This window comes from Methanocella paludicola SANAE (assembly GCF_000011005.1).
GTDB classification, from domain to species: domain Archaea; phylum Halobacteriota; class Methanocellia; order Methanocellales; family Methanocellaceae; genus Methanocella; species Methanocella paludicola.
Window position 1 is genome coordinate 58,445 of sequence record NC_013665.1, and the last position, 15,267, is coordinate 73,711.

At 61.2% G+C, this 15,267-nt stretch carries 16 protein-coding genes and 1 tRNA gene; 8 read left to right on the forward strand and 9 right to left on the reverse strand.

Features of this window, described 5'->3' with window-relative positions:
• Positions 1–38 precede the first annotated feature (38 nt).
• On the reverse strand, positions 39–812 hold the full coding sequence (locus tag MCP_RS00345; RefSeq protein WP_012898818.1) for a winged helix-turn-helix transcriptional regulator: 774 nt from the start codon (positions 810–812) through the stop codon (positions 39–41).
• A 2-nt stretch (positions 813–814) separates the two neighbouring features.
• Positions 815–1,330, reverse strand: a complete 516-nt coding sequence (locus MCP_RS00350) for an ArsR family transcriptional regulator (RefSeq protein ID WP_012898819.1) — start codon at positions 1,328–1,330, stop codon at positions 815–817.
• A 131-nt stretch (positions 1,331–1,461) separates the two neighbouring features.
• Here MCP_RS00350 and hypF point away from each other — a divergent pair, with 131 nt between their 5' ends.
• On the forward strand, positions 1,462–3,696 hold the full coding sequence (gene hypF, locus MCP_RS00355) for a carbamoyltransferase HypF (protein ID WP_231845221.1): 2,235 nt from the start codon (positions 1,462–1,464) through the stop codon (positions 3,694–3,696).
• On the opposite strand, the gene MCP_RS15905 is transcribed toward hypF, so the two are convergent.
• Entirely contained in the window at positions 3,689–4,342 is a 654-nt protein-coding gene (locus tag MCP_RS15905) for a hypothetical protein (protein ID WP_012898821.1), read from the reverse strand. The genes hypF and MCP_RS15905 overlap by 8 nt on opposite strands.
• A 445-nt stretch (positions 4,343–4,787) precedes the next feature.
• On the opposite strand from MCP_RS15905, the gene MCP_RS00365 reads away from it, so the two are divergent.
• The 3 genes from MCP_RS00365 to MCP_RS00375 all read left to right on the forward strand — a co-directional run bounded on the left by MCP_RS00365 (position 4,788) and on the right by MCP_RS00375 (position 6,152).
• A complete protein-coding gene (locus MCP_RS00365; RefSeq protein WP_012898822.1) occupies positions 4,788–5,351 on the forward strand; it encodes a peroxiredoxin in 564 nt (187 codons plus the stop codon).
• An 84-nt stretch (positions 5,352–5,435) separates the two neighbouring features.
• Positions 5,436–5,511: transfer RNA gene (locus MCP_RS00370), tRNA-Thr, on the forward strand.
• 113 nt (positions 5,512–5,624) lie between these two features.
• Positions 5,625–6,152 (forward strand): hypothetical protein, encoded by a 528-nt coding sequence (locus MCP_RS00375; protein ID WP_128859868.1) that lies wholly within the window; start codon positions 5,625–5,627, stop codon positions 6,150–6,152.
• Here the strand turns inward: MCP_RS00375 and MCP_RS00380 are convergent.
• The 4 genes from MCP_RS00380 to MCP_RS00395 are packed head-to-tail and all read right to left on the reverse strand — an operon-like array spanning position 6,149 to position 9,128.
• Complete coding sequence (locus tag MCP_RS00380; RefSeq protein ID WP_231845119.1) at positions 6,149–6,886, reverse strand: HD domain-containing protein; 738 nt, start codon at positions 6,884–6,886, stop codon at positions 6,149–6,151. The genes MCP_RS00375 and MCP_RS00380 overlap by 4 nt on opposite strands.
• Positions 6,813–7,646 carry a metallophosphoesterase gene (locus MCP_RS00385; protein ID WP_012898825.1) on the reverse strand — a complete coding sequence of 278 codons (834 nt, stop codon included), beginning with the start codon at positions 7,644–7,646 and terminating at the stop codon, positions 6,813–6,815. Before MCP_RS00385 ends, MCP_RS00380 begins: the two co-directional genes overlap by 74 nt.
• 38 nt (positions 7,647–7,684) lie before the next feature.
• Positions 7,685–8,128, reverse strand: coding sequence for a hypothetical protein (locus MCP_RS00390; protein WP_012898826.1), 444 nt, complete (start codon positions 8,126–8,128; stop codon positions 7,685–7,687).
• A 49-nt stretch (positions 8,129–8,177) separates the two neighbouring features.
• Positions 8,178–9,128: a DMT family transporter gene (locus MCP_RS00395; protein WP_012898827.1), complete on the reverse strand. Its 951-nt coding sequence runs from the start codon at positions 9,126–9,128 to the stop codon at positions 8,178–8,180.
• A gap of 182 nt (positions 9,129–9,310) precedes the next feature.
• On the opposite strand from MCP_RS00395, the gene MCP_RS00400 reads away from it, so the two are divergent.
• Positions 9,311–9,823 carry a hypothetical protein gene (locus tag MCP_RS00400; RefSeq protein WP_012898828.1) on the forward strand — a complete coding sequence of 171 codons (513 nt, stop codon included), beginning with the start codon at positions 9,311–9,313 and terminating at the stop codon, positions 9,821–9,823.
• 26 nt (positions 9,824–9,849) lie between these two features.
• Here the strand turns inward: MCP_RS00400 and MCP_RS00405 are convergent, their stop codons facing one another.
• Positions 9,850–10,440 (reverse strand): hypothetical protein, encoded by a 591-nt coding sequence (locus MCP_RS00405; RefSeq protein ID WP_012898829.1) that lies wholly within the window; start codon positions 10,438–10,440, stop codon positions 9,850–9,852.
• A 70-nt stretch (positions 10,441–10,510) separates the two neighbouring features.
• Positions 10,511–11,179, reverse strand: a complete 669-nt coding sequence (locus tag MCP_RS00410; RefSeq protein WP_012898830.1) for a DedA family protein — start codon at positions 11,177–11,179, stop codon at positions 10,511–10,513.
• Between the two features lie 100 nt (positions 11,180–11,279).
• On the opposite strand from MCP_RS00410, the gene MCP_RS00415 reads away from it, so the two are divergent.
• The 3 genes from MCP_RS00415 to polX are packed head-to-tail and all read left to right on the forward strand — an operon-like array spanning position 11,280 to position 15,256.
• The gene (locus MCP_RS00415; protein ID WP_158301504.1) at positions 11,280–12,245 is read left to right on the forward strand and encodes a DUF362 domain-containing protein; all 966 of its coding nucleotides are present in this window, start codon (positions 11,280–11,282) and stop codon (positions 12,243–12,245) included.
• Complete coding sequence (locus MCP_RS00420; RefSeq protein WP_012898832.1) at positions 12,172–13,557, forward strand: 4Fe-4S binding protein; 1,386 nt, start codon at positions 12,172–12,174, stop codon at positions 13,555–13,557. The genes MCP_RS00415 and MCP_RS00420 overlap by 74 nt, the downstream gene beginning before the upstream one ends.
• Positions 13,550–15,256 carry a DNA polymerase/3'-5' exonuclease PolX gene (gene polX, locus MCP_RS00425; protein ID WP_012898833.1) on the forward strand — a complete coding sequence of 569 codons (1,707 nt, stop codon included), beginning with the start codon at positions 13,550–13,552 and terminating at the stop codon, positions 15,254–15,256. The genes MCP_RS00420 and polX overlap by 8 nt, the downstream gene beginning before the upstream one ends.
• Positions 15,257–15,267 lie beyond the last annotated feature (11 nt).

The window sequence follows — 15,267 nt, forward strand, 5'->3', positions numbered from 1 at the left end:
TCAGCCACTCGTGCCTTCTTATGGAGCTTAGAGCCCCTTTATCGAAGGCCGGCATCGGCGACGGTGTACGCGACCCCGGCCGCCTCGAGCTTTTGTATCGCCTGCGGCGCCATGTCTGCCGTAATTACCAGCGTGCCCCTCACGCCCTTCACGGCGGCCTCCGCGAGAGCCTCGACGGCGGCGAACTGCACGTCAGGCTTCACGCCCGCCTTGTGGAGCGCCGCCAGGGCCTCGATGCCCGCGGCGCCGACCAGGCCCTCCAGCTCGCGCTTCAGCCGCGGGATATCGCACGACCTCGAGCCGCCGCCCTCGACAGAGGGCACCTTGAGGATGCGGACGCTCTCCCTGTTAAGCGAGATCAGCCCCTTGAGGTCCTTCACTCCGACGTCCTCGCCCTCCCGGGCATCGCCGACCGCCACACCGACGGCGCCGTCGGCGCCGGTGCCGGCGTACAGGACGCCGCCATCCATGAAAAGCCTCACATCGGACCCTTTCTTTAAGTCGGAGGCGGCGATGGCCGGCCACACGCTCACCTGGCCCACGACGTTGCTCAGCACGTACTTCGAGTAGTCCTGGAGCTCTTTTGCGCCCGAGATGATGGCCTCCACGCCCAGGGGCGTGACCTTGTAACGGCCCCGGCCGCTCGAAGTAATTAAGCCGTCCTCGATCAGGCTCTTGATGTACTCGGACACCGCCTGGGGCGTGATGCCCAGCGATGCGGCGATCTCGCTCTGCTTGATCTGGGGCTGGCTGGCCGCGGTCTCCACTAAGATCTGGAACCTCGTGATCTCGCTCTTCTTCTCCAGCACCATACCTATCGTTCCCGGGTGATCTCCAGCCGCTGGCCCTTGACCACGATGTTATGGGAACGCTTGGCCACGCCCTTCAAAAAGGTGGGGCTGCGCTCGAAGATCCTGGAAAGGTTCACCAGGGAGGCGTTGCCGCCCTCGATCTCCTTCTCCATCTTCTCAGCCATCTGGCGTAAGCTCTCGTCCATGGAGAACGCGATCATGATGAGCTCGCTCAGCTCCTTCATCGTGCACTGGAAGTTGGCGCGGACCTCGTTGTACGACGTCCGGTACTCGAGCACCGGGGACTCGCCGGGCTCGGGCATCCTCCACCGGCTCTCGATGAGGCCGCCCTGCTTCAGCGCGTCCAGGCTCTTGCTGACGTCCTTGCCGGTGATCTCCTGGAGTTCCTCCTCCGTCTTCCAGCCCGCTGATATCTCGTTGAACACCTGGGAGTGCAGCTTCGAGTTGAATACCTGCAGCAGCGGCACCAGGTCGGCTGGATCGTTAATGATCTTGGTCCTCTTTACGGTCGGCTCCATCGAAAATTATACTCCCGGCATATACTCTATTATGATTAGCACCATTAATAGTTAGGCCTCTAAGTAAATAACTTTGATAGAAAAATATATCACAAATCGGCAATAAACTTTTTGAAAGATTTATGAAAAAAGTGAGAATTTTGGCCCGTGGCATTGTCCAGGGCGTGGGGTTCCGCCCCTTTGTTCACAATCTTGCCGTCGCTCATTCTTTGTCCGGCCATGTCAAGAACCTGGGCACGAGCGTCGAGGTCGTGGCCGAGGGGAAGGACGCCGATGTGGACGCCTTCGTGGAGGGCATGAGGCGCGGGCCAAAGCTGTCGAGGATCGACTCGCTTGACGTATCGGAGGAGCCGTATAGCGGAGACTACCGTGACTTTCGCATAGAGAAAAGCTCGGCGTCGGGCTTCGGGGGTTTCATCCCGCCCGACACCGGCATCTGTAATAATTGCCTGGAGGACATGCGGGGCGAGTCCCGGTTCAAGGACTACTGGGCGGCCTCGTGCGTGGACTGCGGCCCCCGGTACGCCATCATGGACACCCTGCCCTACGACAGGGACAACACCACGATGACGGACTTCCCCTTCTGCGAGGACTGCCTCCGGGACTATAAGGATCCGAAGAATAGGCGCTATCATGCACAGGGATTCTCCTGCCCGAAGTGCGGGCCCCGGCTATACTTATACGGAGAGGACCGCAAGCCCCTGGCGCCGCCGGTCGAGGAGACCATCCGGCTCCTGAACGAGGGCAGGATACTTGCCATCAAGGGCGTTGGCGGTTTCCATTTATGCTGCAAGATGGACGTGACCCCTCTGCTGAGGCAGCGCCGGAACCGGCCCGAGCAGCCCTTCGCCCTCATGGCGCCCCTTCCAGTCATAGAGAAGTACGCTCACGTCAACGAGGGCGAGCGGGGACTGCTGGATTCTATGCAGCGGCCCATCGTACTATTAAGACGGAAGCACGGCGTGCCCGAGTCGGTCGCCCCGGGCCTGCACACGGTGGGCTTCATGACCCCGTACACGGGCTTCCACCACTTACTCTTCAAGGATATCGGCGAGCCTCTGATCATGACTAGCGCCAACCTCCCGTCCGAGCCCATGGTCAAGGACAACGAGGAGGCCTTCCGGCGCCTCAAAGGTATCGCCGACTATTACCTGTTGCACGACCGCCGTATCCTGAACAGGTGCGACGACTCTGTGCTCCGCTATAACGACGGCATGTTCTTCACGCGCATGGCCCGGGGCTATGCACCCGCCATGTTCCCCATGAAAAAGAGCTCGCCGAAGGCGATCCTGGCCATGGGCCCCGAGCTGAACTCCTCCGTATCCATATACAAGGATAATCTCTGTTACACGTCCCACCACCTGGGCCACATCAATAACCCTCTGGCCCTGGACTTTTTACGCGAAACGGTGGACAGGCTGCTCAAGATGACCAAGGTGACCCCCGAGATCGTGGTCACCGACATGCACCCGTCCTTCCTCTCGTCCCGGCTGGGCAGGGAGCTGGCGCAGCAGTTCAAGGCCGACGTCGTCACGGTCCAGCATCACCGGGCCCACATCGGCTCCCTGGTCGTGGAGGGCGTGGAGCTCGAGGACGTCGTGGGCGTGGCCATGGACGGCGTGGGATACGGCGAGGACGGCACCGTGTGGGGCGGGGAGATATTCCACGGCGGAGCGCACCCCGCGGGATTATTGCCAGTGCCCATGCCCGGCGGGGACCTGGCCACGAAGTTCCCGATGCGCATGGTTGCGGGGATCCTATACGGCAGCGTCGACGAAGGCCGGCTTCTCAGGATCATGGAGGCGAACATGGGGCCGACCGAGGCGCAGGTCATCCTGAAGCAGGTCGAGCGCAAGGTCAACGTGGCCTACTCGTCCAGCGCGGGCCGGGTCCTGGACTCTGTGGCCGCCCTGCTGGGCGTGTGCTACAGGCGCACCTACGAGGGAGAGCCGGCCATGAAACTCGAAAGCTTCGCCTTCCCCGGTGATGCTAACAAGGTCGATCTGCCCTGCGACATCATAAGGATGGACGGCAGGAACGTGGTGGACTCCCGGAGCCTGCTGAGGGCCGTCGTGGACGCCATGGACGAGGGGAAGAACAGGCACGATATCGCGGCCTCGGCCCAGGTCTCGCTTGCCAGGGCCTTCGCCGAGCAGGCCTGCCGGGCGGCTAAAAAGAGCGGCGCCCCCGTCGTGGGGCTCAGCGGCGGAGTGGCGGTCAACGCGGCCATCGGCCGGACTATCGAAGATTACGTAAAAAGCGAGGGCCTAAAATTCGTCACGAACCATAAGTTGCCGTGCGGCGATGGCGGCGTGTCGTTCGGGCAGGCCGTGCTCGCCCGGGATATGATCTCGCCGACTATTTGAAAAGCCCGAAAAAGCCCTTCTTCTTCGGCTTTTCCTCTTCGGGAGCCTTTTTCTTTCCCTTCTTCTGCGCCTGAGTCTGCTTTCCCTTTGCCGCCGGCTTAACCTTATCAGCGGCCTTCTCCGGCTCTGCCTTCCCGGGCGACTTCGGAGGCTGGACCACGTGCCCCTTCCCGGGCTCTGCCTTTTTTATCGCCTCGGCGCCCATCTTCTTCAGCTCGGGGTAGTCCATGTCGTCATTCACGACCATCTTGCCCTGGATGTGCTTCGAGGGGGGCCTGCCCTGGATCTCGATGAGGCCGCCGACGTCGAGGGAGCCGAACCTCACGCCCGGGCGGACGAACGCGCCGCCCTGGACCGCCACGTGGCCGATAACGCTGGCGTTGTCCAGCGCCTTGAGGTCCCCGTATGCGGTGACATCCCCATAGACCACGGAGCCCGGCCCCAGGATGACGTTCCTCGCCCTCACGCTGCCCGTCACCTGGGCGTTCTTTCCAAGCTCCAGGTCGCCGTCGATGGCCACCTGCTCCATGCACCGGGCGTTCATGCCCAGGATGAGGTTTATGCGGTGGGTGATAGGCCTGGCGTAGCTTGAATTCTTCATGATGATGAGCGTGTTCGAATCCTTGTGGGCACGAATCGAAGCCATTTTAAGCAGATCCCTTAAGCTATTAGTTCTCCCATCGGATATAAAAATTTTTCAGCCCGGCCTGGGGCTTATCTACCTGTCGCTGGCTTAACGAAAAACTGTTTCGGCCGCGTCGGTAATAATTCGTTTTTATTTGTCGCCGTCCCCTGCCAAATTCAACGTATCGTGCTACGTCAGGCCGGTATTATATGGAAGCGCTTACTCGGCGGTTATCTTCTCTCGAGAAATATTATGCTCATTTGGATAAAAAACCAGTAAACTAGTGGCTGCACTACATGGTAAATGCCTTATGGCCCGCAGGACGGGCGCATGTAAAAATGAGTCCGAAGCTCTGCCTTTTACATGGGACGGGCAGGGCCAGGCAGGCCAGTATTCCGCTTAAAACATGACGGGGCCGACAAAATATCAAAATAATAATATATATTTATCGGTGGCAGAGTCCATTATGCTCAGGATCAACGAGAAAGCCCCCGACTTCGAGGCCGAGGCATACCAGAACGACCGCATAAAAAAGATCAAGTTCTCCGATTACCACGGGAAGTGGATGGTCCTGGTGTTCTACCCCGGGGATTTCACCTTCGTATGCCCTACGGAGCTGCAGGAGCTGGGGGAGCTATACGACGACTTCAAAAAAGAGGGCGCCCAGGTGCTAAGCGTGAGCAAGGACACGGTGTTCGTGCACAAGGCCTGGCACGATAACTCGCCGGCCATCAGCAAGATACAGTACCCGATGGTGGCCGACCCGTCAGGAAAGATATGCCGCGAGTTCGGCACGCTCATCGAGGACGAGGGGCTCTCGCTCAGGGGCAGCTTCGTCATCGACCCGGACGGCTTCCTGAAGTGCATGGAGATCCAGGATAACAACATCGGCCGGAGCATGCGGGAGCTCCTGCGTAAGCTGCAGGCGGCCAAATTCGTCAGGGAACACAAGGGACGGGCCTGCCCGGCGAGCTGGGAGCCCGGGGAGGAGACCCTGAAGCCGGGGCTGGACCTGGTCGGCAAGATCTAATTTTTGCAGGGGGCGCAGGAAAGACGCACGTGTAACCGAAATGTTAATATGATAAGTGTTACATCTGTGTGTTGTCTTTTACACGCCTCGGTGGCTTAGCCGGCATAGCGCGTCCTTGGTAAGGACGAGGTCGCGAGTTCAAATCTCGCCCGAGGCTCCAGATTTTCTCAGGTTCTTTTCGCGGGCTCATCCGCCCTAACGATAATAATTATGGCCCCGATGGATGAAGATAATATACTAGGAGCGATAAATATCCGCGGGCAGGGTGATGGTATGACCTCGAAGAACAAGCGTGTCTGTAAGGAGTGCGGGCGCAGCTTCACGGCGAGCGCCAAGTGGGACTACGAGCTGTGCGAGGACTGCTCGATCGTCCTATACGAGAGGATGGAAAAGTTCTGGATCACCGAGGTGCTCGGGCTCAGCGAGGTGCTGGACAGGTTCCTGCCGTCGCTCCCCCGGAAGCTCTTCGATATCGCCCTGAAAAAGTACGCCCCCATCGGCCAGTACGACATATTCGACGCCAACTCTGAAAAGGAATTACAAAAAGAGCTCAGGGGGGCCGCGGCCGTTGAAAAGGAGAGGCTCGCGAAGAAGGTCCCGTTCCGCACCGCGAAGTGCAAGAAGTGCGGCACGCCGTACACCGTGGACGGCCTGTGGCAGTACAACATCTGCCAGAAGTGCGCCGTGCAGGAGGTCCTGGACTGGAGGGCCTACTGGGCGAAGCAGGTGCCCGGCATCGGCACCGCCAGGGCGGGCTTCGACATTCCGCCGATCGAAGTGGCCAGGTATATCCTGGACTAGTACTGCCCCATTACTTCCTTCTCTATTTCGTCGATGATGCGGGCCATGCGGTCGTGCCTCTCCAGGGCGATCCTGCGGCCCGTCTCCGTGTACATTTTATCCTTGAGATGTTTTAGCTTGATGTGCCACTCTCTCTGGGTGGAGTCGACCTCGGCGCTGTTGTTTTTCGGGTCGATGCCGGCGTATTGCTCCGGGGGGTAATAGACGCTCCTCCCGTGCTCGCCCAGCCATAAATAGGAACGGGCGACGCCCACGGCGCCCAGCGAGTCCAGCTTGTCCGCGTCGAACAGGCACTTCGCCTCCAGGGTGCACGGCTCGCCCCCGCGCCGGTGACGGTGGGATGCGATGGCGTGCAAAATGGCATCTTTCTTTCCCGGCTGGATGCCAAGGCCATCGAGTATGGGCCCGGCCATCCGGACGCTCAGCTCCTCGTGGATATCCTCGCAGTCCTTGTTCTTCGACTCCTCGGCCCGCCCGATGTCGTGAAGCAGGGCCGCCATCCTCACAATAAAAAGGTCAGCGCCCTCAGCCATGGCGATCCGCTCGGCCAGACGATAGACGCGCTCGGCGTGCGAGAAGTCGTGGCTCGGCGCGAGCCCGGCGTGAGTCGACCGGGATATATCCCTTGCCCTGGCCAGCATCGTGTTCTCGTCCGTCCCCTCACCTCCCGAAACAGAGCAGGTACAGCGCCCGCCCGCCCTTCGTTGAATAGACTCCGAAGTAGCGCCTGTCATCCACGTACTCGCCGTAGCCCTCGGGCCCGGCCATGCCGAGCCTGGCCAGGTAGCAGGCGTCCTCCTCCAGCGCGAGCTTTGTCTCGCGCACTTCCCTGCCGCCGAGATATACGGTAGACCTCTCGAGCTTTCCCAGCACGTTCTCGACGGCCCCGCCCTTCTGTACGTATGCCGCCTCCTCGTGCTCGTGGCCGCAGACGATGAGGAACCCCGTGCCGAGCTGAGGCCTCACCGCGTCGAACGCGTCCTCGGGCAAATAATGGTACCCGCTGGCGTCCACGTACCGCTCCCCGGAGAACGAGATCCGCTGCCAGGGCTGAGTGTACAGCCAGGCCTCGATGCCCTCCGCGCCCTCTGGCGTGATGGCGCACGGGTCGATGGGGCCGCCGTGGACGACGTACAGCCTCTCCTTCGTGTTCACGTAGTACTTGCCCATGCCCCGGAAAAAGCTCTCATACCGGCCCGTAGCGCGGTACTCCTCGTGGGCACGCTCGCTCTCTGCATCGCTCCCGGACACGGGTATCCGGCCGAGGAAGGCCTCGTCGTGGTTCCCCAGGATGGACTCCAGGCCGCTTATGCTCTCCAGGCGTTCGACGACCTGTCCCGGGCCATGGCCCCTCTCCAGCACGTCGCCCATGTTGATGGTCAGGGACACGGGGCCATACCGGTCGACGAAATCGCCGCTTTGCGAAAGCCGGAGGATGGCGTCGAGGGCGCCTATGTCGGCGTGAATGTCCGAGAAGAGCAGGATGGACTCCATGGATCATCCATATGTCAGGGTAACAGATAAAATATGTCCTAGACGAGCTGGCGGGCCTTCTCGTCCCACCTGAACTTCCGGCGGGGGTCCCGCCGGTACCGCTTCAGGGAATCGGCGTCCAGCATGGTGGCGCCGGCGCGCCAGGAGGGCACGCAGTACATGTAGTCCGGCCTCTCCGGGGTGCCTCCCAGGCCAATAATGATAAAGAGCTGGCGCCCGGTGACCTCACGGTACCGGCCATACTTTTTTAGCTGGTACTCCTTGGCCCATGGCAGCCTCCCGAGAAAGTGCGACGCGCGGTACTTGCACTCCACGCCGAAGGCGTCCCCGGAAGGTGTGTGCCGGATCTCCAGGTCCGGCAAGAAGTCGACCTCCTCCTTCGTGGCCCCGTCGCGGATCCACTTTACCTCGAACTCCCTGCCAAAAAGGCCTATGACGTGCTCCTCGAAGGCGAGCCCCGAGGCGTGCGTGGGGTCTGTCATCGGAGAGTAATGGCGCGGCTAACGAATAAACATATTCGTCCGGATAAGCCTATTCGTTCAGGGCGACCGGCGTGTATCGCTTCTCGGGCACATCGGGCTCGAGCTCCCGCTGGGTCAGGTACATGCCCGCCATGATGAGCCCGGCCCCGACGGCCGTCACGGCCGTCAGCGTCTCTCCTAATAAAAGTACGGCAAGCAGTATCCCGGCCAGGGGCGTCACGTAGATGGACATGGCCACGTCCGAGGCCTTGAGCCGGCTGAGGCCGTGCGTGTACACGAAGAAGCAGAACACCGAGCACAGCACCGCTAAAAATAGCAGCGACGACCATGAGAGCGGGCTCAGGCTGGCCAGGGGCGTCATCGGGGTAACGAACGCGTAGAATGGCAGGAGCTCCAGGACGCCGAAGAAGAACGTGTAGAGCAGTATCGTGGTGAGGCTGTACTTCGAGGAGACCTTCTTGGAGGCGATGGTGAAGATCCCGAAGGCGATGGCGCTGCCCACGCCCATGAGGTCCCCCAGCAGGTGCGCTGACGAGAGGTCGAGGCGGCCTCCGCTGATTATGAGGAATGCCCCGGCGAACGCGATGCCCGCCCCCGCGAGCTTCGTCCGGGTGAGGCGCTCGCCCAGTAACAGCGCGCCCATGAGCATGATGAAGAACGTGGCCAGGTTGAACTCGAGCGAGAAGTTGGTCACGGTCGTGTAGTTAAGCGACTCCACCTGGAGGATGAAGCCGATGGAGACGTTGGACAGGGAGAGAAGGATGAACGTGGGAATGTCCTTCGGGTGGATCCTGAGGGCATCCCACTTTTTCATGGCGATAGCCATGCCGAAGACGATAAAGAGGGCGATGGTGAACCGTATGGTCACGATCTCGATGGAGCTTAACTGTAATAATGCCTCCCTGGCTGCGATGGACGAGGCGCCCCAGAACACGTTGACCAGGATGAGGCCGGCCATCACGAAAAAGGCATTGTCCCTGAGATCGGCGTTTTTGAGCATGTGACCGGGGAAAGGCATGCACCGAGGCTATAAATCTTTTATGGTTTTTTAGCCCGTCTCCGCGAAAAGAAGGGCAATACTGATCTGCCGTTCAATTATTTCTATTTCTTATTGCTCATCCGCTACTTTTTACGGCATAACGTTTTACTCCTGCATAGCGACCGTATCACAGGGGATGTTGGATGAAATTGAGAAATATCGTCGTTCCTGTACTCATAGGGCTCTTTCTCGCAAGCGCGGCATTGCTTACCGCGAGCGCCCAGTATGCCCGGCCTGCAAGCGACCAGATACTGGTCAATCAGCCTTACGGCTCGATGCAGGATAACATATTGCCTCCTGCCAGCTTTGAGCAGCAGCAGTACCCGTTCGCGGCCTCGCCTCTGGCTGCGCCTTACGGCGCCCTGGAGGCCCCGCCTGTAGCGCCTTGTGCAGCGCCCCTGGCAGCGCCGTGCGCCGCTCCGGTCGCCACATACGGGCCATTTACCAGCGGCTTCACGTATAGCGCCACCCGGTCCTCGGCCTTCGGCCCGTTCGCGCCGCCCGTGGCCGAGGCCACCGAGCAGTTCTACCAGTACCCGGGCATTTCGCCTTACGGCGCCTACCCTGGTGCAGGATATGCAGCTGCCAGCGGCGTTGGCTTTGACCCGGCGACGGGATATTACGGGCCATACGGCGCGTACACGCCACTAATATAGAACAAAAAAGCTATTTTTTTGGCTCTTCAATGATAGCGGGACTGTCTATCATACAGCTTATGAGACCACTTCGTCTTCCACTTACTGCCGTTCGTCTTACAGTACTTCACGCGGCGCTCCGGGTCCTGCTTCACCCAGTTAAAGAGGTACATGAACTGGTCCCGGCCCACCTCGATGGTCCGGATGCGCTCGGGCACGCCCAGACTAATAAGGAAATCGCTGAACGCGTTCTCAATTAAGCTTTGAAGCGGGTCGATGATCTTGACGGACTTCCACTCGTACCCGGCCTCGTCCATCCAGGGCCTGACGTGGTCGAATATGTGGCCGGAGCATATCTCGATGCGGTAGACGTCGCGGGTGATGCCCATCTCGGCGAACAGCTCCCGGATGATCTCGACGACCCTGTCCTGGTACTCGTTCTTGTAGCCGTCCTGGAAGTACTCGACGCCCACGAGCTTATACTTGAACACGCCCGTGCCCGTATCGAGGACGCCTATTGCGGCGCCGCCGACGGGAGAGCCGATGCCGCTGTCGTCGACCTGCGCCAGGCATGGCTTGAGGCTCGTGACGCCGCCCGATTCGAGGCTCCGTGCGTTATCGTTAATGTCCGCTTCCACGAAAACCTACATTATCAAAAGGTACGAAATACTTTTTCATTATCGCATTAAAATTATTTGATATAATATATTATACGTGCATCAGGAAGCCCAGGTACTTATCCACGGTGGCCTTTGGTATGACGCCCCTCTTCACCAGGACGTAAAGAGCTACTGCGGCGACGGCGATGACGGCCACGACGGCCACGACCGCGTACGACAGGAGGTGGGAGGCGCCCATGATGGACTCCCAGTTCTCTCCAAGCACGAAGCCGATGAACGCCAGCACCAGGCACCAGGGGAAGGCGCCTATCATGCTGTAGGCCATGAATTTTTTAAAGTCCATGTTGAGAAGGCCGGCCGGAACGTTCACGATGGTGCGCACCACCGGCAGGAGCCTCGTGTAGATGCAGGCGGACTCCCCGTACTTGCAGAACCACTGCTCCGCCCAGAGCATCTTCTGCGAGTTGACGCCGAAGAACTTCCCGTACTTATCAACGAAGGGCTTTCCGCCCCACGCCCCGACCAGGTAGCCGATGGCAGAGCCCAGGCCGGTGCCCAGCGAGCCTATGACGGCGACGGCGACTACGTGGGTAACGCCGCCGGGCGCGGCCATGAACCCGCCGTAGGTCATGATGACCTCGCTCGGGACGGGGATGCCGGCGCTCTCGATGGTCATGAGTATGAATACGCCCAGGTAGCCCATGTTACTGATGATGTCCGTGACCGTGGATGTTACGTCGCCGACTAAGGAGAGCATGCTTGACCTTAACCTTCAACGTATCTACGATGATAAAAACTTCGTGCTACCGGCTAAAACTAATTATATAATCGCCGCAGATAAAATATGGTTAGATATCATGGCCGGACGATGGGCAAAAGAAGTGCTGGAACGCGGGATGAGCAGGCGCAGCTTCCTGAAGGCCGCCGTCGCCGCGGCCGCCGTCGCCGTCACCGGCTGCGTGAGCGCGAGCGAGCCTTCGATCACGCCAGTCCCATCGATCATTCCATCGCCGACTTCGACCGCAACACAGAGCCGGCTGGTCGTGACCACCGACCCCGACCCCGCCAGGCTGGTCGACAGGGCGCTGGACGCCTTCGGCGCGCTCCCTATAAAAAAGGACGACCGCGTATTCGTCAAGGCCAACTTCTCCTTCTCAAGGACGGTCGACCAGGCGGCATCGAACCACCCTCAGGTGCTGGTACGCCTGATGGAGCGCTGCAGGGAGGCGGGAGCCTCCGAGGTCATAGCCTTCGACCACACCATCGACAGCTCGAAGCTCTGCCTGGAGCGGAGCGGCATTAAGGCCGCCGTCGAAAAGGCCGGCTTCACGGCCATCGCTGTAAACAGCAGCAGCGAGTATGAGGAAAGGCAGATCGACGGGCCCACGCTGAAGAAGACCCGGATAGCGAGAATCCTCAAGGATGCGGACGTGCTCATCAACGCGCCCGTGGTCAAGAGCCATGGCAATACCCGCCTCACGGCGGGCATGAAGAACCTCATGGGCGTCATCGATAACCGCGGGGCGTTCCACAGCAGCGACCTGGATGGCTGCATCGCCGACCTCTCATACGTCATCCGGCCCACGCTCACAGTGGCCGACGCCTACCGGGTGCTCAAGTCCGGGGGTCCCAACGGGGGGAGCCCGGAGGACATAACGCATCCCCAGCAGCTTATCGTGGGATACGATCCCGTGGCGGTGGACTCCTACGCGGCCACACTACTGGGGCTGACCGGTAACGACATCGAGCATGTGGTCAGGGCGTATCAGCGGGGCCTGGGCGAGATCGACCTGGGCAAGGTCAACGTGCAAAAGGTGGTCTGAGATAAAGCTGAGCTCCCTATCGCCGTTCCGCCCCCTGGTACAGGCGGCATTTCTGGCCTCATTCGTAGCGCTGTTCCTTGCCCTGGAATATCCCGCCGCCGCGCCCGGGCTCTTTCTGGCGGCGGACCCGCTCCTTGCCCTGGCATCGTCCCTCTACCACACGGGCGCATGGATGCCAGTGCTCTTTCTCGCCGCGGCCGGGATGCTGGCCGTCGCCGCCATATTCGGCAGGATATTCTGCGGCTGGGCATGTCCGGTAGGGTTCATGGCCGACATCTCTGACCGGGTGGTTCGCGTGTTCTGGCGGATCAAGCCCACAGGCCGGCTGGGCTTTATACAGTACGGCCTACTGGCCGCGCTGCTCATATTCTCGCTTTTTTCTATCGACGCCTTATCAGCGCTCGACCCCATGGTCATCTTCCAGCGTTCGGTTTACCTGATATGGAGCCTCTCGGGAGTGCCCGTCGTACTATTGCTCATCATGGCCGGCTCCCTGCTGGCGCCCCGCCTCTGGTGCCGAATCTGCCCAATGGGCGCCGTCCTGGGGCTCGCAGCCCTGGCCTCGCCGTTCGGCCGGGGCGTCAACGATAGCTGCATTAAATGTATGAAGTGCCGGAGAGCCTGTCCCGCCGGGGCAATATCGAAGGAGAACGGGTTCGACACGACGGCGTGCATCAAATGCCTGAAGTGCGAGAGGGCATGCCCCGAGAACGCCATCAGCTTCGCGGCCTCCCGGCCAGCATTGCCCACGTTCGAGGGCCGCAGGACAGTGCTCGCCGCCGTCGCCGGGCTGGGGCTGCTCGCCCTTGCGAAGGTCGCCGTCCCAGGGGCCGGCGCCTCATATATTCGGCCCCCGGGCTCCCTCGTGGAGTCGAAGTTCAACGCGGCCTGCGTCCGGTGCGAGAGCTGCGTGAAGGCGTGCCTGGGCCAGGTCATAAGGCCCGCCGGCCTTGACGGGGGCCTGGAGCGCGCGTTCACGCCCGTGCTCGACTTTAATAAGGGCAAGTGCGAGCGGTGCGGCACCTGCGGGTCCGTGTGTCCCACGGGCGCGGTTATAAGCATACCGGAGGCGAACATGAAGATGGGGACCGCGAGGCTTGACAAAAATAAGTGCATCGCCTGGGCGCAGAATAAAAAGTGCCTGATCTGCGAGGAGGTATGCCCGGTCAAGGCGATCAAGAGCACTGGGAGGAACAGGCCGGTAGTATCGGAGGACGTGTGCGCTGGCTGCGGGAGCTGCCAGCTTAACTGCCCGGTGGAAGGCAAGGCCATCGTGGTCTCCAGCGAAGGGGAGCGAAGGAGAGATGAATAACCATGAGGCCGCGGAAGTGCTCGCCGGCATCGCCCGCATCCTGGAGCTTGAGGGCGAGGACGCCTACCGGATCCGGGCGTACAGGAAGGCCTCCCGGAGCATCGAGGCGCTCCAGGACGACATCAACGAGTACTACCGCGAGGGCCGGCTCCAGGAGATACCTGGCGTGGGCCGGAGCATCGGCGAGCTGCTCGCCGAGCTTCTGGAGACGGGAAGGAGCAGCCTGTACGAGTCGCTAAAAAAAGAAATCCCCCCGGAGCTCTTCGAGATCATGGGAGTGCCGGGCATCGGCCGCAAGACGGCCATTAAAGTCCATAAAGCTCTGGGGGTCACGACGGTAGAAGAGTTCGAGCGGGCCGCCCGGATGCACCGGATACGAAAGCTGAAGGGCATGGGCGAGAAGGCCGAGCGCCGGGTGCTCGACTCTATCGGGCGATACAGGCGCAGGGAGACCGGCATACCTCTTTACCGGGCTAAAGGCGTGGCCGACGAGGCGGCACATTATTTAGAGGACTGCGGCTTCGAGCGCATCGAGGCCGCCGGGAGCGTGAGGCGCTGGGCCCCGATGGTGTCCGACGTGAACCTGGTCGCCGGCCCCGGCCCCATGGACTGCTTTTTGAACTCTCCGCTGGTCTCCGCAGTCCAAAGTAACGATAGGGGCGGGGCACGCGTGATGACCCGCTACCGGGTAGAGGCCACCCTGGAGGAGGCCGGCCCCGATAATCGGGGCCTGGAGCTATTATTCGCCACCGGCTCGGAAAGGCACCTTGAGGCGCTGACAGAGTATGCCGCGGGCAGGGGCATCAGCCTGAGCCGGGAGGGGTACGTCGACGCTGTCACGCTGGAGCAGCGCAAGTTCGCCGCCGAGGAGGATCTCTATAGGGCGCTGGGCCTGGAGTTCATCCCTCCCGAGCTCAGGGAGGGCCGGGGCGAGGTGGAGGCCGCCGCGGAGGGAGGCCTGCCCCGCCTCGTCGAGATGGCGGACATCAGGGGCGACCTCCACGTGCACTCGGACTGGAGCGACGGGGCCAACACCATCCAGGACATCGCCATAGCCGCCCGGGCCATGGGGTACGAGTACGTGGCGATATGCGACCACTCCCGGTCCCTGGCCATCGCGAACGGCCTGAGCGTGGAGCGCCTGCGTGACCAGATGGCCGAGATCGACCGCCTCAACGACACCCTGGAGGACTTCACCATCCTGAAGGGGTGCGAGGTGGACATCAAGGCGGACGGCTCCCTGGACATGCCCGACGACATCTTGGAGGAGCTCGACGTCGTGGTGGCCTCGATACACTCGGGCATGAGGCAGGAGGCGGAGGAGATGACGGGGCGGGTCATATCGGCGCTGCAGAGCCCGTACGTCACCATACTGGGCCATCCCACCGCCCGCATCCTGGGCAGGCGGGAGCCCACGCGGCTGGATATTGACAGGGCCATCGAGGCGGCCGTGGACAACGGCAAGGTGCTCGAGGTGAACGCCTACCCGGACCGGCTCGACCTGAGCGACGTGAACGTAAGGAAGGCCGTCGAAGCAGGGGCGCACATATCCATCGACACGGACGCCCACTCGCTATTCGAGCTCGGCTTCATGGAGTACGGGGTCCACAATGCCCGGCGGGGCTGGGCGCCGAAGGAGAGCGTCCTCAACGCGCTCACGTACGAGGGCCTGCTGGACTTTCTGAGCGGCCGCCAGTGAACGATAAGCTT

What these genes read in the sequence shown, in the direction of transcription:
- MCP_RS00395 (WP_012898827.1), bottom strand. Translation starts at nt 9,128, where the DNA reads ATGCTCAAAAACGCCGATCTCAGGGACAATGCCTTTTTCGTGATGGCC.
- polX (WP_012898833.1), top strand. Translation starts at nt 13,550, where the DNA reads ATGAATAACCATGAGGCCGCGGAAGTGCTCGCCGGCATCGCCCGCATC.
- MCP_RS00380 (WP_231845119.1), bottom strand. Translation starts at nt 6,886, where the DNA reads ATGACAGGCGCTACTTCGGAGTCTATTCAACGAAGGGCGGGCGGGCGC.
- MCP_RS15905 (WP_012898821.1), bottom strand. Translation starts at nt 4,342, where the DNA reads ATGGCTTCGATTCGTGCCCACAAGGATTCGAACACGCTCATCATCATG.
- MCP_RS00420 (WP_012898832.1), top strand. Translation starts at nt 12,172, where the DNA reads ATGTGGTCAGGGCGTATCAGCGGGGCCTGGGCGAGATCGACCTGGGCA.
- MCP_RS00375 (WP_128859868.1), top strand. Translation starts at nt 5,625, where the DNA reads ATGACCTCGAAGAACAAGCGTGTCTGTAAGGAGTGCGGGCGCAGCTTC.
- MCP_RS00410 (WP_012898830.1), bottom strand. Translation starts at nt 11,179, where the DNA reads ATGCTCTCCTTAGTCGGCGACGTAACATCCACGGTCACGGACATCATC.
- MCP_RS00390 (WP_012898826.1), bottom strand. Translation starts at nt 8,128, where the DNA reads ATGACAGACCCCACGCACGCCTCGGGGCTCGCCTTCGAGGAGCACGTC.
- MCP_RS00365 (WP_012898822.1), top strand. Translation starts at nt 4,788, where the DNA reads ATGCTCAGGATCAACGAGAAAGCCCCCGACTTCGAGGCCGAGGCATAC.
- MCP_RS00345 (WP_012898818.1), bottom strand. Translation starts at nt 812, where the DNA reads ATGGTGCTGGAGAAGAAGAGCGAGATCACGAGGTTCCAGATCTTAGTG.
- MCP_RS00350 (WP_012898819.1), bottom strand. Translation starts at nt 1,330, where the DNA reads ATGGAGCCGACCGTAAAGAGGACCAAGATCATTAACGATCCAGCCGAC.
- MCP_RS00400 (WP_012898828.1), top strand. Translation starts at nt 9,311, where the DNA reads ATGAAATTGAGAAATATCGTCGTTCCTGTACTCATAGGGCTCTTTCTC.
- MCP_RS00415 (WP_158301504.1), top strand. Translation starts at nt 11,280, where the DNA reads ATGGCCGGACGATGGGCAAAAGAAGTGCTGGAACGCGGGATGAGCAGG.
- MCP_RS00385 (WP_012898825.1), bottom strand. Translation starts at nt 7,646, where the DNA reads ATGGAGTCCATCCTGCTCTTCTCGGACATTCACGCCGACATAGGCGCC.